Here is a 21,829-nt window from a genome sequence, read left to right as displayed (position 1 = left end):
CGGGCCCCCTCACGTCAATTTTTCGTATACGAACTTTCACACATGTGTGAAGCAAGTGTAGCGTCTGAACCATGGAAAAAGTGATCTCGTCGTCACCACTCGTCCCTCCGCAAGGGAGCTGACATGGCCACGCCCACCGCACCGGCGATCTCGATCAACGCGCTGAGCAAGTCGTTCGGTGCCACCCGGGCCCTCGACGGGCTCGACCTGACCGTGGCCACCGGTGAGGTGCACGGCTTCCTCGGGCCGAACGGCAGCGGCAAGACCACCACCATCCGGGTGCTGCTCGGCCTGCTGCGTCCCGACGCCGGCGAGGTGCGGATGCTGGGCGGCGACCCGGGCCGCGACGCGGTCGCCCTGCACCGCCGGCTGGCCTACGTGCCCGGCGACGTCACGCTGTGGCCGGGCATCACCGGCGGCGAGGTCATCGACCTGCTCGGCCGGATGCGCGGCGGGCTCGACCGGCGCCGGCGCGACGAGCTGCTGGAACGGTTCGACCTGGACCCCGGCAAGAAGGCACGCACCTACTCCAAGGGCAACCGGCAGAAGGTCGCCCTGATCGCCGCGCTGGCCGCCGACGCCGAGCTGCTGCTGCTCGACGAGCCGACGTCGGGCCTGGACCCGCTGATGGAGTCGGTGTTCCAGCAGTGCATCCAGGAGGTGAAGCGGCAGGGGCGCACGGTGCTGCTGTCCAGCCACATCCTGGCCGAGGCCGAGGCGCTGTGCGACCGGGTGAGCATCATCCGGCTCGGCCGCACGGTCGAGTCCGGCACGCTTGGCGAGCTGCGGCATCTGACGCGTACGTCGATAAGCGTGGAGACCGCCGAGCGGCTGACCGGCATCGAGGCGCTACCCGGGGTCTACGACGTCGTGGTCGAGGACCACCACGCCCGCTTCGACGTCGACACCGCACAGCTCGACGCCGTGGTGCGCCGGCTCGCTCCGCTCGGCGTACGCAGCCTGACCAGCACTCCGCCGACGCTGGAGGAGCTCTTCCTGCGCCACTACGGCGACGAGCAGGTGGCGTCGTGACCGGGGCGCTCGGCCTGCTGCGGTTCATGCTCCGCCGGGAACGGGCCGGGCTGCCGTGGTGGCTGCTCGGCGCCACGCTGCTCGTGCTGGTCCAGTCCACACAGAGCCAGAACCTCTACGACACGCCCGAGGACCTGGAGCGGCTGCGCCGGTCCATCGGCGGCAACACCGCGGTGATCGCGATGAGCGGCCCGACCCGGCTGCTGGACTCCATCGGCGGCGAGGTCGTGTTCGAGATCCTCGGCTTCGTGGCGATCGTGGTGGCGCTGATGAGCATGTTCCTGGTCGGCCGGCACACCCGCGCCGAGGAGGAGACCGGGCGGGCCGAGCTCCTGCGTTCGGCCCGGGTCGGCCGGCAGGCCCCGCTGGCGGCGGCGCTGGCCCTGGCCGGGCTGGCGAACCTGGCCGTCGCGGTGCTGGTGTTCGCCGCGGCCGCCGGAACCGGTCTTCCGGTCGCCGGCTCGCTGCTGCTCGGCCTCGCGGTGGCCGCCGTCGGCATCACGTTCGCCGCGCTCACCGCCCTCGCCGCCCAGGTCTTCTCCAACGCTCGCGCGGTGTACGGCGCCGTCGCGCTCGTCCTCGGCGCGGCCTACGTGCTGCGGGCCGCCGGCGACGTCGGCGACGGCGGGCTGTCCTGGGCCTCGCCGATCGGCTGGAGCCAGCGCACGTTCCCCTACACCGGCGACCGGTGGTGGCCGCTGCTGCTCGCGCCGGTCACGTCCGCAGTACTGGTCGCGGCCGCGGTGACCCTGCTCGGGCGCCGCGACTTCGGCGCCGGCCTGGTGCCGCCCCGGCCCGGCCGCCCCGCCGCCTCGCCGGCGCTGCGCAACGCGTACGCGCTGGCCTGGCGCCTGCAACGCGGTTCCCTGGTCGGCTGGGCGGTCGGGCTCGGGCTGCTCGGCGTCGCGTACGGCTCGATCGGCGACACCATCGAGCAGTACTTCCGGGACAACCCGGAGGTCGCCGAGTTCCTGCCCGGCGGCACCGCGGACGTCGTCGACGCCTACCTGGCGCTGACCGTCGGGTTGTCGTCCCTGCTCGCGGCGGCGTACGGGGTGGCGACCATCCTGCGGCTGCGCGCCGAGGAGACCTCCGGCCGGGCGGAGCCGGTGCTGGCCACGGCGACCGGCCGGGGTACCTGGCTGGCGGGTCATCTCAGCGTCGCCCTGGCCGGCAGCACCCTGGTGCTGCTCACCTTCGGGCTCGGCGAGGGGCTGGCGTACGGGATGACCGTCGCGGACGCCGGCCAGGTGCCGCGCCTGGCGGCGGTCGCGCTCGCCTACCTGCCCGCGGTGTGGCTGATCGTCGCCCTGGTGGTGCTGGCCCTCGGGTGGGCGCCACGGGTGTCCGCGGCGCTGGCGTGGGTGGCCGTCGGCTACTGCGCCGTCGTCGCGCTCTTCGCCGAATCGTTCGGCCTGCCCGGCTGGGTACAGCGCGCGTCGCCGTTCGCGCACACTCCACAGGTACCTCTGGAGGACCTGAGCCTCACGCCGCTGCTCGTCGTCGGCCTGGTCGCCGCGGCGTTCACGGCCGCCGGCTACGCCGGGCTGCGGCGCCGCGACATCGGCTACTGAACGGGGAACGGATGCTGCATGTACGGGTCATCACGCCGGAGTGGCGCACCGCCCGGCTGCTGGACGAGCTGACGGGCGACGACGCGGTCACGCACCTGGTCGTGCTGCCCGGCGCCGCCCGCTCGCCGGGCGGTGACGTGCTGGAGTTCGACGTCGTCCGCGAGGGTGCCAGCACCGTGCTGGACCGGCTGCGCGCCCTCGGGCTGGATCGGGACGGCGCGATCGTCGTCGAGCGGGTCGACGCGGCGCTGTCGGCGTCGGCCGACCGCGCCGCCCGGCGCGTACCCGGGCTCGGCGTCGACGCGGTGGTCTGGCAGGAGCTCGAGCAACAGATCGGCGAGGAGGCCGCGCTCTCGGCGTCGTTCCTGGCGTTCATGACCATCGCCATGATAATCGCCGCGATCGGGGTGCTGCTCGACCAGCCGATCCTGATCGTCGGATCGATGGTCGTCGGCCCGGAGTTCGGACCGCTCGCCGCCCTCTGCGTCGGCGTCGTGCAGCGCCGGTGGCGGCTGGTCCGCCGCTCGGCGGTGGCCCTCGCGGTCGGCTTCCCCTTCGCCATGATCATCACGGTGGTGGCGGTATGGCTGCTGACCGCCCTCGACGTCGTGGACCGGTCGATGCTGCTGCACGAGCGGCCGCTCACCGATTTCATCTGGCGGCCGGACGCGCTGTCCTGGGTGATCGGTTTCCTCGGCGGCGTGGCCGGCATCCTGTCGCTGACCTCGGCCAAGACGGGCACGCTGGTCGGCGTGCTGATCTCGGTCACCACCATCCCCGCGGCTGCCAACGCCACGGTCGCGCTGGCGTACGGCGCCCGCGCGGAGGCGATCGGCTCCGCCCTGCAACTGGTCATCAACGTGGCGGCGATCGTGATCGCCGGCGTGCTCACCCTGCTCGTCCAGCGTGCGGTGTGGAGGCGGTCCCGGCCGGCGGGCCGGCCCTAACGCCGGCGTTCCAGGGCGTTGGCGAGGCTCCGGCGAGAGTTGACCGTGTCGGGGTGGTCGGCGCCCAGCGTCCCGGTCCGGCCGGCGAGGACCGCGCGGTACTCGGCGACGGCCTCCTCGTGGTGCCCCTGCCGGTCGAGGACGAAGGCGAGGCCGTGGCGGGTGTTCAGGGTGTGCGGATGTTCGGCGCCGAGCACCTCGGTCTCCGCCGCCAGGACCGCCCGGTACTCCGCGGCGGCCTCGTCGTACCGCCCGTTGCGGCTGAGCACGTTGGCGAGGCCCTGCCGGGCGCTCAGGACGTGGGGGTGGTCGGCGGGCAGCACCTCGGCGTACCCGTCCAGGACCACCCGGTACTCGGCGACGGCCTCGTCGTAGCGCCCCTGCACGACGAGGACGACCGCGAGGCCGTGACGGGCGCTCAGGCTGTCGGGATGATCGGCGCCAAGCACCTCGGTCTGCGCGGCCAGGACCGCCCGGTACTCGGCGACGGCCTCGTCGTAGCGTCCCTGGCGGCCGAGCACCATGGCGAGACCGTGACGGGTGCCCAGGGTCTCGGGGTGGTCGGCGCCCAGCACCTCGGTCCGGGCGGCCAGGACCGCCCGCCCCTCGGCGATGGCCTCGTCGTAACGCCCCTGGCTCTCGAGCACGAGCGTGACGTTGTGGCGGGTGTAGAGGGTGTCGGGATGATCGGGGCCCAGCATCGCGGTCTGCGCGGCCAGGACCACCCGGTACTCGGCGGCGGCCTCGTCGAACCGGCCCTGGTTGTCGAACATGACGGCGAGGTTGTGGCGGGTGCGGATGGCGTCGGGGTGATCCGCGCCCTGAACGTCGGTCTGCGCGGCCAGGACCACCCGGTACTCGGCGACGGCGTCGCCGTACCGCCCCTGCCGGCCCAGCACCTCGGCGAGACCGTGCCGGGTGTTCAGGGTGTCGGGGTGGTGGGCGCCCAGCACCTCGGTCCGGGCGGCCAGGATCGACCGGTACTCGGCCGCGGACTCCTCGTACCGCCCCTGACCGCGGAACACGTTGGCGAGGTTGTGGCGGGTGTTCAGGGTCTCGGGGTGCTGCCGGTCGGTGCTCTCGTGGTCCAGGTAGGACCGCAGCAGGGCGACGGTCGTCTCCGCCAGCAGGTGGATCTTCGCTCCGTCCGGTACCTGCCGGTGCAGCTCCAGCAGCTGTTCGGCGGTGAACCCGGCGCCGGCCGTATGCACGGACGCGGCGATGACGGAGTCGGCCGGAAACCCGTGCGAAGCGGTGGCGGTGATCGCCGCCGCGGTCATCGCGTAGGGTTCGGCGCCGATCAGCGCGGTCAGCGCCGGCCCAGCGTGCGGGCTGTGTGTCATCGCCCGGCCGAACACGCTCACCAGCCGGCCGGCCCGCTCGCCTCCCGCCCCGGCGACCAAGGCGGCGGCGAGCACGGAGTCCGCGGCCACCACCCGCGCGGCGTGGGCTTCGATCAGGACCGCAGGAAGATGCGGCGCCAGCCAGTCCGGAAACCGTTGCGGATACAGCGACCGCAGCCAGTCCGCGACCCGGCCGCGCAGCTCCGCCGCGGCCGCCCCGCCGAACGCGGGCAGGCCGGCGAGCAGCCGTCCGGCGGCGGGCTCGTCGGCGGCACCGAGCAGCGCCGTCAGCACCAGCGCCGCATGCAGCGCTGCGCCCGGCACCGCGGACAGACCCGCGGATCCGACGCCGGCGCGCCAGCGGGCGCGCTCCAGCGCGAACAGGTCGTCGACCACCGCGCCGAACCGCACCACGCCGCCGGCCCGGGACTCCGCCGTCAGCGCCGCGGCCGCGTGCATCAACAGAATCGACGGCGGCGGCTCCTGCGGCTCCACCTGCGCACCCGGCACCGCCACCCCCTCCGCGGTGAAGTGGCGCAGCGCCTGGCCGAAGTACTGCCGCTGGCCGCGGGCGTCGCCGACGATCGCGGGCACGACCAGCTGCGCCTGGTGCGGCACGCCGGTCAGCGCCTGTTTCGGCAGGGCCGCCCGCAGCGTCTGCCACCACGCCGACGGCCGGGCCGCCAGCACCACCCGGACCGTCGCGGCGCCGGACTCGGCCAGCGCGGTCAGCAGGCCGGACACGTCCGTGCGGGTATCCGCGTCGTCGACGAGCAGCACGACCGGCACCCCCAGGCCGGCCGCGGCCGCCACGGCCGCCGTACCCCGGCCGTCGGCCACCCAGCCGCACCGGACCGGGGGCCGCGCCGCGAACTCGACAAGCAGCCGGGTCTTGCCGTATCCCGGCGGCCCCTCGACGTACACCACCGGCTCGGCGACCCGGCCCCGGCCCTCGCCCCAGCGGGTCAGCTCCCGCAGCATCGAATGATGCAGCGGGCTGTACGGCACCGTCTGCCGCTCCGGCAGCAGCAGCGTCAGCACGCCGTCGCCGTCGCCGTCGGTAGCCGCGCCGGCCGGGTGGTCCCGGACCGCCGCCGCCCACGCCGCCTCCCGCGCCCGGCGCTCCGAGCGCCGCTGCAGCTGCACCCCGCCGTACAGGCCGGCGGCGCCGGACAACGCGCCCAGCCCGGCCGCGACCGGCCACGCGACGAAGTTCGCCAGCGCCGCCATCACGCCGGCGGCCACCAGCAGCGCCGCACCCGCCGACCCGGCCGCCCGGCCGGCGCCCGACGACTGGGTGCGCGGTCGCGGCCCGTCAACCGTCACGCGGGACCGCCCTCCGATAGCCGACCGTCTCATCGTCGGCCATCGAAACACTCATATCAAGGCGACCCCGAACGGGCTACCCAGCCGGGTCAGTCGATGTCGGCCTGCCACAGGTCGGGGCCGAAGACCTCGTACTGGATGTCACGCACGGGTACGCCCCGCTCGATCAGCGCGTTCCGGGCCGCCCGCATGAACGGGATCGGCCCGCACAGGTAGTAGAGCGCGCTCTCCGGCAGTTCCAGCCTGGACAGGTCCATCATGCCGGAGTGGACGCCGGCGACGGGCAGCTCGCTGCCGGACCCGTCCTCGTACCAGACGCGCAGCGACGACCCGGGCAGCCGGGCGAGGTCGTCGGCCAGCTGGCGGCGCAGCGGGAACGCCGGCTCATTCGCGTCGGCGTGCAGCAGCGTCACCCGCAGGCCTGAACCCGCCGCGACCAGATGCGAGATCATCCCGGCCATCGGGGCGACGCCGATCCCGGCGCTGACGAACACCACCGGCCGGCCACCGTCGTCGAGCACGACGTCGCCGTACGGCACGCTCAGGGTGAGCACGTCACCGACCCGGGTCCGGTCGTGCAGCAGCGCCGACACCTCGCCGTCGGGCTTCCCGCCACCGTGCACCCGCTTGACGGCGAAGTAGCGGTGCTCGCCGTCGTCGGCCCGGGTCAGGCTGAACTGACGCGGCTGGCGCACCCCGTCCGGCATCTGCGCCTGCACGGTGACGTACTGGCCGGGCAGCGAGGTCCGCACCGGCCGGTCGTCGACGCGCTGCATGACGAACTGGACGACGTCGTCGGTCTCCGGGACCTTCTCGGCGACGCGCCACTGCCGCCACACCCGCTCCGCGGTCACCCCGCGCGCGCTGTACAGGCCGCGCTCCTGGTTGATCAGCGCGTACGCCATCAGCCAGTACACCTCGTCCCACGCGGCCGCGACCTCGGCGGTGACCGCGTCGCCGAGCACGTCGCCGATGGCCCACATCAGGTTGTCCCGCACGATCCCGTACTGGTCCGGGCGGATGCCCAGCGACGCGTGCTTGTGCGCGATCCGGGTCAGCAGCCGCTCCGGCAGCTGCTGCGGGCTCTTCACCAGCGCGGTGGCGAACACCGCCACCGAGCCCGCCAGCGCCTTGGGCTGGCTGCCCTCGGCCTGGTTGCCGCGGTTGAACACCCCGTCCTTGAGGTCGGGGTGTTCGGCGAACATGTGTGCGTAGAACCGTTTCGCGATCTCCTCGATGTGTTCCCCGACGACCGGCAACGTGGCCTCGACGATCGGCCGGGCCTTGTCCGACAGCACAGGTGACCTCCCGGTGACGAAGTGGCGCGGGACTGATCTCCCCGAGACTATCCACAATCAGCCGGAAGGCGGGCGGATCACTAAACGAAGGACTTTTCGGGCCGGGGCCGTCCCCTACGCCGGGTCGGAGATCGCGCCGGGGCGGACCAGGCCGGTCTCGTAGGCGAGGACCGCCGCCTGTACGCGGTCGCGCAGCCCGAGCTTGGTCAGGATCGCCGAGATGTGGGTCTTGACCGTGGCCTGGGTGAGGAAGAGCCGCTCGGCGATCTCGGCGTTGGTCAGCGCCCGGGCGACCAGGGTCAGCACCTCGGCCTCCCGGGGGGTGAGCGGGTCGAGCCGCCGGTCCGGGCCCGGCCCGGCCGGCAGGCCCGCCGCGAACCGGTCGAGCAGGCGCCGGGTGACCGTCGAGGCGAGCAGCGCCTCGCCGCGGGCCACCACCCGGACGGCGTCGGCCAGGTCGGCCGGGCGGATGTCCTTGAGCAGGAAGCCGCTCGCCCCGGCCCGGAGCGTGGCGAAGACCGGCTCGTCGAGGTCGAAAGTGGTCAGCATGACGACCCGGGCGGTGCTGCCGGACGCGACGATCCGGCGGACCGCGTGACCCGGCCACTGCGCCTTCCCCCGGCGTTCACCGCGGGTACAGGCAACCGCCAGCGGGGTGGGATTGGCTCCCCGCACGAAGGCCAGTCTTTCCATGTCCACTGAGGAGTCAATGCATGCCGGGAACGGTCACCGACGGCACCCGCCGATCCGCACCTGACGGTCTCCGCGGGCAGCAGGACGTCCCTCCCGGCACCCGAGGGCGGCGCCGTCCGCACCGGGCGCCGCTGTGTGCGAGGCTGATCACCGCCGCCGGTGCCGTGCTGATGCTGGTCGGCGTGGGCGGGATCGTCGCGGTCCGGTACTTCCTCGACCGGTTGACCGGCAACATCCAGACCACCTCCAGCGTGCTCGGCGAAACGGCTGCGGGCGGCGCGCCCGCGGGCAGGCTGCCCGAGGGCGCGATGAACCTGCTGCTGCTGGGCCTGGACACCCGGCAGGGCTGGGAGGCCAAGGGCGAGATCTCCCGGTCCGACACGATCCTCGTCCTGCACATCACGGCGTCGCACGATCAGGCCTACATGATCTCCATACCGAGGGACATGATCGCCGAGATCCCGGCGGACAGGTCGATCGGCTTCGGCGGCAGCACCGAGAAGATCAATTCCGCGTACGCGTACGGGTCCATGAACGGCCGCGGCTGGACCGGCGGGGCCAAGCTCGCGACCAGGGCCGTACAGAAGCTGACCGGCATCGGCTTCGACGGCGTGGTCGTGATCGACTTCGAGGGGTTCCGGGGCATCCTGGAGGCGATGGGCGGGGTGCACATGTGCGTGGACAAGGACAGCTGGTCCAGCCACTACACCGTCGACTCGAACGGCAGGGTCAGGTACGCCGTCGGCGCCGACCCGACCTCTCCACCCCGGAACGCGCTGTGGTTCCGCAAGGGCTGCCGGAACATGGCGGCGTGGGAGGCGCTGGAGTTCTCCCGGCTCCGCCACTCCACCAACGGCGACTACGACCGGCAGCGCCACCAGCAACAGCTGCTGCGCGCGATGGCCAGGAAGGCGACCAGCGCGGGCATCCTGACGAACCCGGCGAAGGTGTCGGGCGTCATGGCCGCCGCGGGATCCTCGCTGCGGATGGACACGCACGGCGTACCCGTCGACGACTTCATCTTCGGCCTGAAGGGGCTGGCCGCCGCCGACCTGATACCGATCAGGACCAACGGCGGCACCTTCGCCGCCGCCACCGGCGGCGGGGAGGGCGCCACGGAGCTCACCCGGGCGCTGTTCCGGGCCGCGGTCGACGACCGGCTGGGCGAGTTCCTCGTCGACCATCCCGAACTCGTCATCAGCGACGGCGGGCCCCTCTGAAGCCGCGGTGTCCTGCCGGTGAACACTGAATGTCGTACAGGTCATCCGTAGTGCCCGGGGCCGACCGGTTCGTACCCTCTGAACCATGCATGGGACCCTCTCCGCGACCCGGGTGGATCACGCACGACGGGTGGCTCAGATCGTGCTCGCCGACCTGCCCGAGCGGTGGCAGCACACCGCGGGGGTCGCCGGCCGCGCCGAGGAGCTCGCGGCCGCCCTCGGCGAGGACCCGGACGTGCTCGTCGCGGCGGCCTGGCTGCACGACATCGGCTACGCCGAGACGGTCCGCGACACCGGCTTCCACCCGCTCGACGGCGCCCGTTACCTGGACGACAACGGCTGGCCGCAGCGCATCAGCGCGCTGGTGGCGCACCATTCGGGCGCGTGCTACGTGGCCGCGGTGCGCAACCTGCAGGACGCGATGCTTGCGTACCCCCGCGAGGAGTCATCGCTCGCCGACGCGCTGACCTACGCGGATCAGACCGTCGGCCCCGGCGGCCGCCGCATGCCGGTGGAACAGCGGATCTCCGACATGCTGCGCCGCCACGGCCCCCGGTCGCCGAACGCCGTCGCCCACCGCCTGCGGGGCCCGCACCTGCTGGCCCTCGCGCACCGGGTGGAATGTCGCCTCGCGGCGGCCGGCACGTAGCCCCGCCGATTCATCGCGGCGGACCGGGCCGCGACGGCGCCGGCACGACGCCGTGTGCGGCGAGAAAGCCCGCGACCGACGCCGACCACGGGTACCGGCAGGCCTGTTCGCGGGCCACCCGCCGCCGCTCCGGGCGGCCCAGCAGGTCCAGGATGGCCCGGGCGTACCCGGGTCCCTCGCCGGGCACGGCGATCCCGGCGTCGCCGATCACCTCGGGCAGCGCGCTGTCCTGGCTGACCACCACCGGCGTGCCGCTGGCCAGCGCCTCGAGGGCGGCCAGGCCGAACGTCTCGACCGGACCGGGCGCCAGCGCGACGTCGGCGGTGGCCAGCAGCCCGGCGAGTTCGTCCCGGTCGCGGAGATGCCCCACGAACCGGACCGGCAGGCCCCGGTCGGCGGCCTCGCCCTGCAGGGCGGGACGCAGCGGGCCGCCGCCGGCCACCACCAGGACCGCCGGCACGCCGGCCCGGTGCAGCGCCGCCAGGGCGTTCAGCGAGCGCCGCGGCCGCTTCTCGGCCGACAGCCGCCCGCAGTGCAGCAACAGCAGGTCGTCCGGGGCCGCCCAGCGACGACGCATCCCGGCATCGAACCGGGACGGCGAGAACCGGTCGACGTCCACCCCCAGCGGTACGCGGACCACGTTGCCGGCGCCGATCCGGGTGAACTCGGCGGCGGCCCATCCGGTCGTACAGACCACCGCGGTGTGGTCGGCGGCAGTCCTCGCGTTGATGCGGTCCACCACCCGCCGCGACGACGCCGGGCCGAAGAGCCGCACCAGGCCGTCCAGGCTCTCGTGCGACACCATCACCGAGGGCACGCCGGCCCGCCGCGCCCAGCGCCCGACCCATCGCAGCGTGGCGCGGTCCGACACCTCGACCCGGTCCGGGGCGAGCCCGCGGAGGACGGCCGCCGTCCGGCGCCGGTCCAGCAGCACCCGGTAGCCGCCCATGCCGGGCACCTCCGGCCCCGGCAGGGTTATCACGCGGCCCTGCGCGGTGCGCACGTCCGTGTGACGGGCGCCGGGCACGATCAGCACGGCCTCGTGCCCCGCGGCCTCGTACCCGGCGCCCAGCTCGTGCAGCGCGGTACGCAGACCGCCGGAGCTCTCGGTGACGAAGTTCGCGATCCGCACGATCCTCACCGGCCCACCGCCGTCCTCCCGTCGGGCACGCCGGCCATCGCGGCCCGGTAGTGCCCGATCAACTCGTCGCCGACCGCGGTCCAGCTGCGGCCCTCGATCGCCACCCGGCCCGCCGCACCGAACGCGGCCCGCATCTCCCCGTCCGCGGCCAGCGCCGCGATGGCCGCCGTGAACCCGGCCGCCTCGAAGGGCGGCACCAGCAGGCCGGTCCGCTCGTGCGCGACCTGATCGAGCGGTCCGCCGAGGGCGGGCGCCACCACGGGCACGCCGCTGGCCATCGCCTCCTGCACCGCCTGCCCGAACGTCTCGTACGGGCCGGTGTGCGCGAACACGTCCAGGCTGGCGTACAGCCGGGCGAGCTGCGCGCCGTGGCGCACACCGACGAAGACCGCGCGGGGCAGCGCCCGGCGCAGCGCCGCGGCCGCGGGCCCGTCGCCCACCACGACCAGCCGGACGCCCGGCAGCCGGCTCGCCTCCGCCAGCAGGTCCACCTGCTTCTCCACGGCCAGGCGCCCGACGAATCCGATAAGGACCTCGCCGTTCGGGGCGAGAGCGCGGCGCAGCCCCGCGCTGCGGTGCCGCGGATGAAACCGGAGGTCGTCCACGCCGCGCCGCCACATGTGCACCCGGCGGACGCCGTGCGCGACGAGCGCCTGCGCCGAGCCGGTCGAGGGCACCAGGGTCCGCCCCGCCGAGTTGTGCACGGTCCGGATCCACCGCCACGCGGCGCCCTCGGTCATGCCGACCCCGTACGCGCGGGCGTAGGCGGCGACGTCGGTCTGGTACACCGCCACCGTCGGCAGCCGCAGCGACTTCGCGGCCGCCGCGCCCCAGGCACCCAGCACGAACGGGCTGGCCAGATGGACGACCTCGGCCCCGTGGGCGCGCAGTGCCGCACTCAGCGCCGGCGTGGGCAGCCCCAGGCGGATCTGCGGGTAACCCGGCATCGGCAGCGACGGCATCCGCACCACCGGGTACGGCACATCGACCGGACCGCGGGACGCGGCCCTTGGGGCGATCACCATCGGCTCGTGCCCGCGACGCAGCAGATGCTCCGCGGAGCGCACCACCGAGTTCGCGACACCGTTGACGTCCGGCAGGAACGACTCCGTGACCAGCGCGATTCGCATGCCCACACGATGATCGGCAGCGGCGATCCGCCGGGCCACCCCGGCGTGGCCGAGAGCGGAACGTCGGACGACATGATTGCTGTTCGCCTGACGTTGGGCGGCGGCCCACCCGCGCGCAACGTTGATGTAGCAACGTCCCGGGCATGCGTACCGTTGCATTGATGACCATCGTCGCCATGTCCGCCGTCGCCGCACCGCACCCGGCCGCGGCCGCACCCGGCGGGACGGCACCGCACCCCGTCACGGCGACAGTCGAGACGCCCGCGCTCTACGACGACGAGGCCGGCGGCGAGGCGGACGCCGACGACCCCGCCATCTGGATACACCCGCGGCTGCGGTCGCGCAGCCTGGTGATCGGCACGGCCAAGAACGGCGGCCTGCGCGTCTACGACCTGAGCGGCCGGCAGCTGCAGTCCATCGCGGGCGGTGCCGGCAGCCGGTTCAACAATGTGGACATCGTCTCCGGCTTCCCGCTCGGCGGCGGCCGGGCCGACGTGGCCGTGGTCACCGACCGCGGCCGCGACCGCCTGCGGTTCTACCGGATCGATCCCGCCGCGGCGGCGCGTGGCGGTGCGCCGCTCGACGACGTCACGGCCGCCGACGTGCCGCTGCTCTTCTCCGCCGACGAGGCCGAGGTGGAGGGCCAGGCGACCGGCTACGGCCTGGCGACCTACGGAGGTCACGCGGTGGTGAGCCGCCGGCACGCCACCCGCCTGGGCGTCTTCGAGCTGCGGAGCCGGGCCGGTCGCGTCACCTACCGCGGCACCGACACGCTCGACCTGCCCTCGCGGTTCCGGCTCCCGAACGGCCGCACGTGGACGCCGTGCGCCGAGCCGGGCGAACTCCCCCAGGTCGAGGGCATGGTCGTCGACGGCGAGGCCGGGGTGCTCTACGCGAGCCAGGAGGACGTCGGCCTTTGGCGGATCGACCTGCGCGGCGGCCGTTTCGCCGGCCGGGCGCGCTTCGTCGAGAAGGTGGCCGAGTTCGGTGCGCCGGCGACCTACGACCCGGAGACCGGGGAGTGCACCGTCACCGGTCCCGGCTACGGCGGCCGGATCCGCGCCGACGTCGAGGGCGCCACCATCTACCGCACCGGGCGCGGCGGCGGCTATCTGCTCATCTCCAGCCAGGGCGACAGCCGGTTCTTCGTGTACGACCTGCGCACCAACCGGCCGCTGAGCGGCTTCGCCGTGACCGACGGACGGTTCGCCGACGGCGTGCAGCACTCCGACGGCGCGGCGGCGACGTCGACGCCGCTGCCCGGGTACCCGCGAGGGCTGCTGGTGCTGCACGACGGCGAGAACACCCCGGACCTGGGCCGGGTCAGCACCAACTTCAAGTTCGTCGACTGGCGGTCGCTGCGGCTGGGGTGACCCGGCCCGCGCCGGGCCGTCAGCCGGCCAGCCAGCCGTGCACGACGAACGCACCGCCTCCCGCCATGGTCATCGCACCGGCCACGAGCAGCAGCACGCTGATCCGCTCGATCCGCGCCTTGTCCTGCACGTGCGGGCTGTCGGCCGCGGCGAGAACGACGCCGAGGAGAGCTGCCAGGAGAACGACCGGGAGGGCGATCATGACCGTCGCTTCGGTGGAGGGAAGGGGCCCCTCACGCTCCCCCGGTACGGCTAGCAGCACGCCACGCTTCGATGTCCGGAACGTGAATGTCTTCGATACCTGCCGCGCCGCCGAGGCCGGCCGGTCACGCGCTGGCGATGCCGTCCCGGAGCTTGGCCAGCACCTTGTCGAGGTTGAAGCTGGCCGGCTCCTGCCGGCGCGGGAACTCGGCGAAGCTCTGGAGCATGTTGAACACGTACGCCTGCATCGGAACCACGATCCAGGCGTGGTCGAGGACCCAGTCGTAGTAGGTGTTCGAGGTGACGTCGGCCCGCTCGTACGGGTCGGTGCGCAGGTTGAAGATCTTCGGAACCCGTAGTTCGGTGAACGGCTCGGCCCACACCCGCAGCGTCCCCGTCGCCCGTTGCTCCAGGAAGACCAGCTTCCAGTGGTCGAACCGCACCGCCGTCAGGTCGCCGTCGTCGGAGACGTAGAAGTAGTGCCGGCGTGGGCTCTGGTCGGCCTCGCCGGTGAGGTAGCCGGTCTGGTCGTGGCCGTCGAGGTGGACCTTGTACCGGGTGCCGCCGAGCTCCGCGCCCGTTCTCAATCGGTCGACGATGTCCGGCACGCCGGCGGCGGCGAGCAGCGTGGGGAACCAGTCGGTGTGGCTCACGATCCCGTTGAGCACGGTGCCGGGTGCGATCCGGCCCGGCCAACGGACGACCGCGGGCACCCGGTACGCACCCTCCCAGTTCGAGTTCTTCTCACCCCGGAACGGCGTCATCCCGGCGTCCGGCCAGGTGTTCATGTGCGGGCCGTTGTCGGTGGAGTAGACGACGATGGTGTTCTCGGCGATGCCGAGCTCGTCGACCAGGTTCAGCAGGTCACCGACGAGCCTGTCGTGGTCGACCATCGCGTCGTGGTACTCGGACTGCCACCGCCCGGCCTGGCCTCGGCTCTCGGGTTTCACGTGGGTGCGGAAGTGCATGTGTGTGGAGTTGAACCAGACGAAGAACGGCTCGTCGGCGGCCGCCTTGTCGCGGATGAATCCCGCCGCCGCCGCGAAGAACTCCTCGTCGACGGTCTCCATGCGCTTCCTGGTCAGCGGGCCGGTGTCCTCGATGCGCTGCGTGCCGTCCTTGTTCGCCCAGGAGTGGATGACCCCGCGCGGACCGAACCTCTCGTGGAAGCCGGGCAGCTCCTCCGGCGTGGGATAGTCGGGGAGTTCCGGCTCCTCCTCGGCGTTGAGGTGGTACAGGTTGCCGAAGAACTCGTCGAAGCCGTGCACGGTCGGCAGATGCTCGTCGCGGTCGCCGAGGTGGTTCTTGCCGAACTGACCGGTCGCGTAGCCGTGCGCCTTCAGCGCGGTCGCGATGGTCGGGTCCTCCGCCTGCAGCCCGACGGGCGCGCCCGGCATACCCACCTTGGTCAGCCCGGTGCGGATCGGGTTCTGCCCGCAGATGAAGGCCGCCCGCCCGGCGGTGCAGCTCTGCTCGCCGTAGTAGTCGGTGAACCGGGCGCCCTCCTCGGCGATCCGGTCGATGTTCGGCGTGCGGTAGCCCATCAACCCGTCGCTGTAGCAGCTCAGGTTCGAGATCCCGATGTCGTCACCCCAGATGACGAGAATGTTGGGCCGATCCGTCGGCATCTTCGACTCTCCTTCGTCGGCGTCGCAACTTCGCCTCGGCGAGTGAACGACGAACGGACCGGCCGGCGGCTCATCCCGCAGGGGTGATACTCCTCGAGCGCGCCGGGCGGCGCGTACGCCGGTGCTCCCGCGGTCACCTGCCGGGGATGAGGCGGTCACCGGCGTGGTGGCCGATGTTGGGTCGGTGACCACCACCACCACCACCACTACCACCACCGATGACAGCCGCCCGCTACCCAGCTGGCGGGACACCGGCGCCCGGCGCGCGGTGCTGGAGTTCGTCGATCGCGCCGCGGCGGAGGTCCCGGTCGAGGAGCGCGTCGCCGTCTTCGACAACGACGGGACGCTGTGGTGCGAGAAGCCGCTGCCGATCCAGCTCGACTTCATCCTGCGGCGGTTCGTGGCGATGGCCGAGGCCGATCCGGCGCTGCGGGCCCGCCAGCCCTGGAAGGCCGCGTACGAGCGTGATCACGGGTGGCTGGGGAAGCTGCTGGAGGAGCACTACGCCGGCGACGACAGCAACGTCAGAGTCCTCGCCGGCGGGGTGCTCGCGGCGTACGACGGCATCTCGGTCGAGGACTTCGAGGCCCGATCCGACGAGTTCCTCCGAAACGTCGAGCACCCGACGCTGGGGCGCGGATACCTGCAGTGCGGGTACGCGCCGATGATCGAGCTACTCGATCATCTCGCCGCCAACGGCTTCGCCAACTACATCGCCTCGGGCGGCGGACGGGACTTCATGCGACCGGTCAGCCAGGACATGTACGGCATTCCCCGCGAGCGGGTCATCGGCAGCACGGTGGCGCTGGCCTACCACGACGACGCGACCGGCGGGACGATCCTCCACAAGGCGGAGGCCGACTACCTGGACGACGGTCCGGAGAAGCCGGTGCGGATCTGGAGCCGCGTCGGCCGCCGGCCGCTGCTGGCCGCCGGAAACTCCAACGGCGACATACCCATGCTGCACTTCACCCAGCACCGCGACAGGCCGTTCCTGCGCCTGCTGCTCCTGCACGACGACGAGGACCGCGAGTTCGCGTACACCGCCGGGGCCGAACGCGCGCTCGACGAGGCCGACCGCCACGGCTGGACGGTCGTCAGCGTAAGGAACGACTGGTCGACCGTCTTCTGACGAACCCTTGTTGCGCCTTCGGACATCTTCCTGACTCAATTCTTACCTAGGCTCTCCCGAAGGGTGAAATCCCCCGCAACCCGGTGAGGTGAAATACGGATGCACAGCGAGGTTCTCGGCGTACTGGACGCCCATCTGACCGAATTGCAGGCGCTGCGACGCGCCCTGGTGGCCGCCCGCCCCATCGATGCGGGCGAGCGGTGGAAGATCGCCGGCGCGGCTCAGGCCTCCGCGCAGAGGTGCGCACAGGAGCTCGGCCTCCTGCTGGCCGGCGAGGCAACCGAGCAGCGGTACCGGTCGCACGCGGGCGTCTCCTGACGACCCGTCCGGCGCCGCCGACCTTGATCCGTCAAGTCCCTGTACGCGCTATTGACGGGGCTGCACGCTGCCCGCTTCCTTAACGCATGAGCCCGAACCTCCCGTCCCCACCGGCAGGCGACGACGAAAGCCGTCAGTCCCGCCCGGATCCCCGGAACGCCGCGTCGATGCGCGCCCGCGCCCGCACTGACGGTCATCGATCGGGACGCGGCGCGATCACCCGCCGACTGCACCGATGCCACGGTGCGCGATATCCCGCCGATCCCGGTGAAACGCAGGGTTCTCCGGCGATTGCGGGCTCCGGCCGCCGGTACTGCCGAATGGAGATATGAGACCGGCGGCGTCACCCGCGCCGCCCGAGGAAGATCGGGTTGGTCAGGGCGACCATGGTGTCGGCGGTGCTCGGGGTCGGTTGTGGACGGCGCACCTCGGCCCTGACGTATCGGGAGTTCTGGGGCGTGGTGTTCCAGGTGACGGTGCCGGGCCCGGCGGCGGGCAGCGTGACGGCCGACCGCAGGCCCTGGTCCGTGATCAGCCGCACGATGCCGCCGGGCGCGCCGGTGACGGCCAGCGTGACGGTGACCGGGGTGTCGTCGCCGACCGCGAGCCGCTCGCCGATGCCGGCTCGCCGGGTGCCGCCGGCGGCGCCGAACTGAAGGTCGACCGCGGCCGACTCGGCGATCCACGCGCGTCCGGCCCGCACCGCGGCGAGTATCGAGCGGCGGTCCAGCCGGTCGGCGAACGCGACGGTGTGCGGCAGGCCGATGACCTGCGGCTCGCTGTGCGCGTCGCTGCTGGCGACGGCCGGGATCCATTCACCCGTACGGGCGCCCGCGACGAGCAGGTTGTCCCAGCAGGCGACGACCGCCTCGTCGTCCAGCGTCCACGGGCCGTTCCAGACCTCGACGGCGTCGAGCCCGGCGAAGCCGAACTTCCAGCCGCAGCCGACGCAGGGCGCCAGAGGATGTGCGGCGACGGCGAGGCCGCCGACGGCGTGGATCTCGCGCACGAAGCGGGCGAGGGCGCCGTCGACGGCCCGGTAGCGCCAGTCGATCCAGGTGCCGGCGGGCAGCCCGAGCGCGGTGTAGTGGCCGTTGCGGGTGGTGATCTCCTCGCCGTCGATGATCAGCAGATCCGGCCCGGCGAACTCGCCCCACACGCCCGCGGCGCTTGACGTGTTGTGCTCGGTGGAGACGAGGTAGTCCAGCCCCGCCGCGCGGGCGCCGGCCGCCACCTCCGCGGGGGTTCGGCGACCGTCGGAGTGGACGGTGTGCAGATGCATGTCGCCCCGGTACCAAGCCCTGCCGCGACCGGCCGCCCGGTGCGGGGCGGGACGCGGCCGGAACGGGGTACCGGATGCGCCAGATGTCAGCGTCACGGTGACGGTCCAGTTCAGGCCCGCCGGCGCCACCTTGTACGGCCCGAGGATGACGTGCCAGGTGCCCGGCCGGACCGGCCCCGGCAGATAGCCGGGCGTCGCGTCGGACGCGCTGACGGTGAACTCGCTGCGGAAGCCGCCGGACCAGCCGCGGAAGCCGGCGGCGTCGCCCGGCCCGATGCCGCCCTCGTCGAAGAGGCCGATGTCCAGGGCGTTCCCGTCATAGCCCGGCGGCGGCTCGGGCCGGTCGTAGCCGTAGGAGACGGTGATCCGGTCGACGCCGGCCGGCACCACCAGCGGGATGTACACCCAGTCCGGTGCGCCGTAGGCGATGTGCCCGGTCAGGGTGCGCACCTGATCGCCGGTGCCGGCGTGCGCGAACTCCACCGGGCCGAGCACGACCGCCGCGGCACCGGCCGCGGCGGCGCCGATCAGGAAGTGGCGCCGCTCGATATTCACGCTTACCACTATGCATCCGTCGGGGCGCCCTGAGGAGTGCGGCGGATGCGCAGCCCGGCCAGGCTGCCGGTCAGCAGGGTGACGCCGGCGGCCAGCATGACACCGCTGGGGCCGAGCGAGCCATCGGTCACGTCGTAGAGCACCTCCGGCACCACCAGGGTGGACCCGATGACCCCGCCGGCCAGGACGACCCAGTCCCGGATCTTCGCGTACGCGGCGAAGCAGGCGCCGGCCACCAGCGCCGTCAGGGCGTACCCGAGGAAGTTGCCGGTCTCGCTGCCCTCGGCGATCACCGTCTGGGCGCCGATCAGCGCGAAGGTCACCGCGATCGCGAGCCCGAAACGGCGCTCCGTGACCAGCCGCCGCCACGCCAGGACCGCCCAGAGCGCGCCCAGCGCCAGCATGCCGAGGCCGAGCACCGCGGGGAAGTGCTCGACCTCCAGCAGTTCCAGCAGGGTGGTGTACACCGCGAAGGCCGCGACGGCCATGCCGAGCTGGCCGAGGGCGGTGCGGGCGAGCAGGTAACCGAGGGTGACCACCACGAGCCCCGCGACCGAGGCGGCGAACGGCGCGTCGTCCGCGAAGATCTGATAGTCCTGCGTCGTCGACTCGAGGCTCACGTACGCCGCGAACGCCGCGGCGCCGGCGGCGCCGGTGAACAGCGTGCTCGCCAGCCGGCGGCGCAGGTCGTCGCCCGGGGAGGGACGCCACCAGCGGCGATCGGGCGGCGCGGCGCTCCAGCGCACGGCCAGGCCGGCGCCGAACAGGAGCACGGCCATGCCGGCGAGGATCGCGAACCGTCCGGTCCGGCCGAGCTCGTCCCACTGCTCGCCGAGGAACAGCAGGCACGCGCCGACGACGAACGAGGCGCCGACGTACCCGGCGATCTCGCCGAAGAGCCGTCGCAGGCCCCCCGCCTGCGACGGCCGGGGCAGACCGGCGAACTCCACCACGACCGCGGCGGCCTGCGCGCGGTCCAGCACTCCCCGCCCGACCAGACGGTCGAGGGCGGCGTGCAGGCGGTCTGCGCTCGGGTCGGCGCCGCCCGCCCCGGGCGTCGCCTGCGCCGGCACGGGTTCGGCGGCGTGTTCCGCCGGCATCGCGGACCGGTCACTGCGCTGTTCCAATCGGGGCCTCCCTGGGGCTACTGCTGATCACCCACAGGCTTCACCGCGGCGCCCGGGCCCGACAGAGCCCGCATACTCAGGCGCGGGCGTCACAACCCGGCGGGGCCCTCCGCGACGACCTTCAGGCGGGCCAGCCCCTTCTCGAAGTCGGGGCCGACCATCTTGTCCATCGACCGGATGATGCCCATCGCCCTGACCATGAACGTCTTTTTGCCGACAAGCGTCCAGGTGACCCGCGAGCCGGCACCCTCCGGTTCGATCGTGAACCGGATGCTCTGGCGGGCCTTGAACGGCTTCTCGAAGGCCAGGTCGATCCCGACGGCCGACGGCGCGCTCACCTCGACGATCTCCATCCGGCCCTTGCCGGCCTTGCTGTTGCCGTCCCACTCGTAGACCGCGCCCGCGCCCGCCTCGGATCCGGAGAAGTTACGCTGCATGTCCGGATCGAGGTCCTCCCACGGAGACCACGGACGCCAGCGGTGAAAGTCGACGATCTGCTCGTACACACGTTCGGGCGACGCCTGAATGCTCATCGACCGGGTGACGGTGAAGGTGTCGTCTGCCATGGGCCGATCGTAGTTCCCGGCCCGTCGTAGTTCCCGGCCCGGAAGGAACGGTTCATCATGTCTTTCACCGACGCGGAGATCGCCTACCTGCGCTCGCAGCCGATCGCGCGGCTTGCGACCCTCGGCCCGGGCGGGCAGCCCGATCTGGTTCCCCTCGCGTTCGAGTTCGACGGGACCTTCTTCTGGGTCGGCGGTTCCGGCCGGACGGTCCTCGACACCCGCAAGTTCCGCAACGTCGCGGCCGGACACGAGCGGGTCGCCCTCCTGGTCGACGACATGGTGTCCTTCGACCCGTTCATCGCCCGTTCGATCCGGGTCTACGGCCGGGCCGAGGGGCCGTTCGAGCGGGTCGGCATCGTCGGACCGGGACACTATCTGCGCATCACGCCCACCATCTCGTGGAGCTGGAACATGGCGGGCGAGAAGGCCGGAGACGCCTGGTACGAACCGCGGCGCTCGCTCCACCCGGCACCGGACGCCGATTAGGTAAGCAGGGCGGCGTTGATCGCCTCCACCTCCGCGCCGAGCTCCGGAAACATCACGACCTCGATGCCGGCGCTCCGCAGCGTCTCGACGCCGAGACAACGCGCGAACAGCGGCGGCTCGTGCAGCGCGAGCACGACGCGCCCGAGCCGCGCGGCGATAATCAACTCCGCGCAGGTGCGCGGCGCGGACCGGCGGGTGGTGCAGGGTTCCATCGACGTGTAGATGGTGGCCCGGGACAGATCTCCGCCGTTCTCACCGAGTCGCAGGATCGCGGACTGCTCGGCATGCACGACGGGACCCCGGTCGCGGGAGAACCCCCGCGACCTCTCCCGGCCGTGCTCGTCGACGATGACCGCGCCGACGGAGTAGGCCGTTCGGCTCGGCAGACACGACCGCGATGCCCGAATCGCCTCCCGCAGCCATCGACGGTCCGGATCCGAATCCACGCTCTCCCCCGCTCCCCGGCCCAATGATGCCGCAGCATCGCACGGGCCACGATCGGGAGGCGCGCGGCACCGCCGTCCTAGCGCTGGTGGCGCTCGGCGAGTCGCTTGAGGTTGAGCAGATGGCGTCGAGCCATGATCAGGTCGCCGACGGCGAGCATGGGTGCGGCACAGCGGTTGGCCCGCATGACGACCTTGAGCAGCAGGCGCGTCGTGTCGTGCTCCCGGGGTACGAGAACGTAGGACATGAAGGCGCCCATGATCCTGCCGGTCAGCTGAATGCCCGGATCGACCGAGACGATCCGGCTCGGGGCCGTCGCAGAATCGCGTGGTGGATCCGGCGACGCGGGCGAACCAACGCATCG

General features: G+C 72.8%; 21 protein-coding genes. 9 read left to right on the top strand and 12 right to left on the bottom strand.

All coding sequences use genetic code 11. From position 1 onward, the window contains the following. Window positions 1-123: 123 nt before the first annotated feature. The 3 genes from AB0B58_RS19885 to AB0B58_RS19875 are packed head-to-tail and all read left to right on the top strand — an operon-like array spanning window position 124 to window position 3,553. Window positions 124-1,032, top strand: coding sequence for an ABC transporter ATP-binding protein (locus AB0B58_RS19885; RefSeq protein WP_360225302.1), 909 nt, complete (start codon window positions 124-126; stop codon window positions 1,030-1,032). Then, on the top strand, window positions 1,029-2,606 hold the full coding sequence (locus tag AB0B58_RS19880) for an ABC transporter permease (protein WP_360225300.1): 1,578 nt from the start codon (window positions 1,029-1,031) through the stop codon (window positions 2,604-2,606). The genes AB0B58_RS19885 and AB0B58_RS19880 overlap by 4 nt, the downstream gene beginning before the upstream one ends. Window positions 2,607-2,617: 11 nt before the next feature. Next, complete coding sequence (locus tag AB0B58_RS19875) at window positions 2,618-3,553, top strand: DUF389 domain-containing protein (RefSeq protein ID WP_360225298.1); 936 nt, start codon at window positions 2,618-2,620, stop codon at window positions 3,551-3,553. Here the strand turns inward: AB0B58_RS19875 and AB0B58_RS19870 are convergent. The 3 genes from AB0B58_RS19870 to AB0B58_RS19860 form a co-directional block, all read right to left on the bottom strand. Further along, window positions 3,550-6,222 carry a tetratricopeptide repeat protein gene (locus tag AB0B58_RS19870; RefSeq protein ID WP_360225296.1) on the bottom strand — a complete coding sequence of 891 codons (2,673 nt, stop codon included), beginning with the start codon at window positions 6,220-6,222 and terminating at the stop codon, window positions 3,550-3,552. The genes AB0B58_RS19875 and AB0B58_RS19870 overlap by 4 nt on opposite strands. A gap of 89 nt (window positions 6,223-6,311) precedes the next feature. Continuing rightward, a complete protein-coding gene (locus AB0B58_RS19865; protein ID WP_360225294.1) occupies window positions 6,312-7,520 on the bottom strand; it encodes a globin domain-containing protein in 1,209 nt (402 codons plus the stop codon). 114 nt (window positions 7,521-7,634) lie between these two features. Then, window positions 7,635-8,171 carry a response regulator transcription factor gene (locus AB0B58_RS19860; RefSeq protein WP_360225326.1) on the bottom strand — a complete coding sequence of 179 codons (537 nt, stop codon included), beginning with the start codon at window positions 8,169-8,171 and terminating at the stop codon, window positions 7,635-7,637. Window positions 8,172-8,233: 62 nt separating this feature from the next. Here AB0B58_RS19860 and AB0B58_RS19855 point away from each other — a divergent pair, with 62 nt between their 5' ends. Beyond that, the gene (locus AB0B58_RS19855; protein ID WP_360225293.1) at window positions 8,234-9,433 is read left to right on the top strand and encodes an LCP family protein; all 1,200 of its coding nucleotides are present in this window, start codon (window positions 8,234-8,236) and stop codon (window positions 9,431-9,433) included. Between the two features lie 85 nt (window positions 9,434-9,518). After that, window positions 9,519-10,082: an HD domain-containing protein gene (locus AB0B58_RS19850; protein ID WP_360225291.1), complete on the top strand. Its 564-nt coding sequence runs from the start codon at window positions 9,519-9,521 to the stop codon at window positions 10,080-10,082. Window positions 10,083-10,092: 10 nt separating this feature from the next. On the opposite strand, the gene AB0B58_RS19845 is transcribed toward AB0B58_RS19850, so the two are convergent. Both AB0B58_RS19845 and AB0B58_RS19840 read right to left on the bottom strand, forming a co-directional pair. Then, the gene (locus AB0B58_RS19845; RefSeq protein ID WP_360225289.1) at window positions 10,093-11,223 is read right to left on the bottom strand and encodes a glycosyltransferase; all 1,131 of its coding nucleotides are present in this window, start codon (window positions 11,221-11,223) and stop codon (window positions 10,093-10,095) included. Continuing rightward, a complete protein-coding gene (locus AB0B58_RS19840) occupies window positions 11,220-12,353 on the bottom strand; it encodes a glycosyltransferase family 1 protein (protein ID WP_360225287.1) in 1,134 nt (377 codons plus the stop codon). The genes AB0B58_RS19845 and AB0B58_RS19840 overlap by 4 nt, the downstream gene beginning before the upstream one ends. A 161-nt stretch (window positions 12,354-12,514) precedes the next feature. On the opposite strand from AB0B58_RS19840, the gene AB0B58_RS19835 reads away from it, so the two are divergent. Beyond that, the gene (locus AB0B58_RS19835; RefSeq protein ID WP_360225286.1) at window positions 12,515-13,726 is read left to right on the top strand and encodes a phytase; all 1,212 of its coding nucleotides are present in this window, start codon (window positions 12,515-12,517) and stop codon (window positions 13,724-13,726) included. A 19-nt stretch (window positions 13,727-13,745) separates the two neighbouring features. Here the strand turns inward: AB0B58_RS19835 and AB0B58_RS19830 are convergent, their stop codons facing one another. Further along, a complete protein-coding gene (locus AB0B58_RS19830) occupies window positions 13,746-13,928 on the bottom strand; it encodes a hypothetical protein (RefSeq protein ID WP_360225284.1) in 183 nt (60 codons plus the stop codon). A gap of 124 nt (window positions 13,929-14,052) precedes the next feature. Then, a complete protein-coding gene (locus AB0B58_RS19825) occupies window positions 14,053-15,555 on the bottom strand; it encodes an arylsulfatase (protein WP_360225283.1) in 1,503 nt (500 codons plus the stop codon). Between the two features lie 184 nt (window positions 15,556-15,739). Here AB0B58_RS19825 and AB0B58_RS19820 point away from each other — a divergent pair, with 184 nt between their 5' ends. Both AB0B58_RS19820 and AB0B58_RS19815 read left to right on the top strand, forming a co-directional pair. After that, window positions 15,740-16,687, top strand: coding sequence for an HAD family hydrolase (locus tag AB0B58_RS19820; RefSeq protein ID WP_360225281.1), 948 nt, complete (start codon window positions 15,740-15,742; stop codon window positions 16,685-16,687). A gap of 99 nt (window positions 16,688-16,786) precedes the next feature. Next, entirely contained in the window at window positions 16,787-17,005 is a 219-nt protein-coding gene (locus AB0B58_RS19815) for a hypothetical protein (protein WP_360225279.1), read from the top strand. Between the two features lie 343 nt (window positions 17,006-17,348). On the opposite strand, the gene AB0B58_RS19810 is transcribed toward AB0B58_RS19815, so the two are convergent. The 3 genes from AB0B58_RS19810 to AB0B58_RS19800 all read right to left on the bottom strand — a co-directional run bounded on the left by AB0B58_RS19810 (window position 17,349) and on the right by AB0B58_RS19800 (window position 20,535). Further along, window positions 17,349-18,842 carry a CehA/McbA family metallohydrolase gene (locus AB0B58_RS19810; RefSeq protein WP_360225277.1) on the bottom strand — a complete coding sequence of 498 codons (1,494 nt, stop codon included), beginning with the start codon at window positions 18,840-18,842 and terminating at the stop codon, window positions 17,349-17,351. Window positions 18,843-18,850: 8 nt separating this feature from the next. Then, on the bottom strand, window positions 18,851-19,969 hold the full coding sequence (locus tag AB0B58_RS19805; RefSeq protein ID WP_360225275.1) for a DUF2157 domain-containing protein: 1,119 nt from the start codon (window positions 19,967-19,969) through the stop codon (window positions 18,851-18,853). An 89-nt stretch (window positions 19,970-20,058) separates the two neighbouring features. Further along, a complete protein-coding gene (locus AB0B58_RS19800) occupies window positions 20,059-20,535 on the bottom strand; it encodes an SRPBCC family protein (RefSeq protein ID WP_360225273.1) in 477 nt (158 codons plus the stop codon). 57 nt (window positions 20,536-20,592) lie between these two features. Here AB0B58_RS19800 and AB0B58_RS19795 point away from each other — a divergent pair, with 57 nt between their 5' ends. Continuing rightward, on the top strand, window positions 20,593-21,021 hold the full coding sequence (locus tag AB0B58_RS19795; RefSeq protein ID WP_360225272.1) for a PPOX class F420-dependent oxidoreductase: 429 nt from the start codon (window positions 20,593-20,595) through the stop codon (window positions 21,019-21,021). On the opposite strand, the gene AB0B58_RS19790 is transcribed toward AB0B58_RS19795, so the two are convergent. Together AB0B58_RS19790 and AB0B58_RS19785 are read right to left on the bottom strand one after the other, a co-directional pair. Then, window positions 21,018-21,467: a deaminase gene (locus tag AB0B58_RS19790; protein ID WP_360225270.1), complete on the bottom strand. Its 450-nt coding sequence runs from the start codon at window positions 21,465-21,467 to the stop codon at window positions 21,018-21,020. The two genes, AB0B58_RS19795 and AB0B58_RS19790, sit on opposite strands and share 4 nt — an antisense overlap. Window positions 21,468-21,544: 77 nt before the next feature. After that, window positions 21,545-21,712 (bottom strand): hypothetical protein, encoded by a 168-nt coding sequence (locus AB0B58_RS19785; protein WP_360225268.1) that lies wholly within the window; start codon window positions 21,710-21,712, stop codon window positions 21,545-21,547. Between the last annotated feature and the right edge of the window lie 117 nt (window positions 21,713-21,829).

The sequence above is a fragment of the Actinoplanes sp. NPDC049118 genome (assembly GCF_040648555.1).
In the GTDB taxonomy this organism is placed as follows: Bacteria; Actinomycetota; Actinomycetes; order Mycobacteriales; family Micromonosporaceae; genus Actinoplanes.
Note: the sequence above shows the minus strand (reverse complement) of the source record. Positions and strands in the feature narration are given on the sequence as shown.

What these genes read in the sequence shown, in the direction of transcription:
- AB0B58_RS19825 (WP_360225283.1), bottom strand. Translation starts at nt 15,555, where the DNA reads ATGCCGACGGATCGGCCCAACATTCTCGTCATCTGGGGTGACGACATC.
- AB0B58_RS19875 (WP_360225298.1), top strand. Translation starts at nt 2,618, where the DNA reads ATGCTGCATGTACGGGTCATCACGCCGGAGTGGCGCACCGCCCGGCTG.
- AB0B58_RS19815 (WP_360225279.1), top strand. Translation starts at nt 16,787, where the DNA reads ATGCACAGCGAGGTTCTCGGCGTACTGGACGCCCATCTGACCGAATTG.
- AB0B58_RS19785 (WP_360225268.1), bottom strand. Translation starts at nt 21,712, where the DNA reads ATGTCCTACGTTCTCGTACCCCGGGAGCACGACACGACGCGCCTGCTG.
- AB0B58_RS19800 (WP_360225273.1), bottom strand. Translation starts at nt 20,535, where the DNA reads ATGGCAGACGACACCTTCACCGTCACCCGGTCGATGAGCATTCAGGCG.
- AB0B58_RS19835 (WP_360225286.1), top strand. Translation starts at nt 12,515, where the DNA reads ATGACCATCGTCGCCATGTCCGCCGTCGCCGCACCGCACCCGGCCGCG.
- AB0B58_RS19830 (WP_360225284.1), bottom strand. Translation starts at nt 13,928, where the DNA reads ATGATCGCCCTCCCGGTCGTTCTCCTGGCAGCTCTCCTCGGCGTCGTT.
- AB0B58_RS19850 (WP_360225291.1), top strand. Translation starts at nt 9,519, where the DNA reads ATGCATGGGACCCTCTCCGCGACCCGGGTGGATCACGCACGACGGGTG.
- AB0B58_RS19840 (WP_360225287.1), bottom strand. Translation starts at nt 12,353, where the DNA reads ATGCGAATCGCGCTGGTCACGGAGTCGTTCCTGCCGGACGTCAACGGT.
- AB0B58_RS19885 (WP_360225302.1), top strand. Translation starts at nt 124, where the DNA reads ATGGCCACGCCCACCGCACCGGCGATCTCGATCAACGCGCTGAGCAAG.
- AB0B58_RS19795 (WP_360225272.1), top strand. Translation starts at nt 20,593, where the DNA reads ATGTCTTTCACCGACGCGGAGATCGCCTACCTGCGCTCGCAGCCGATC.
- AB0B58_RS19855 (WP_360225293.1), top strand. Translation starts at nt 8,234, where the DNA reads ATGCCGGGAACGGTCACCGACGGCACCCGCCGATCCGCACCTGACGGT.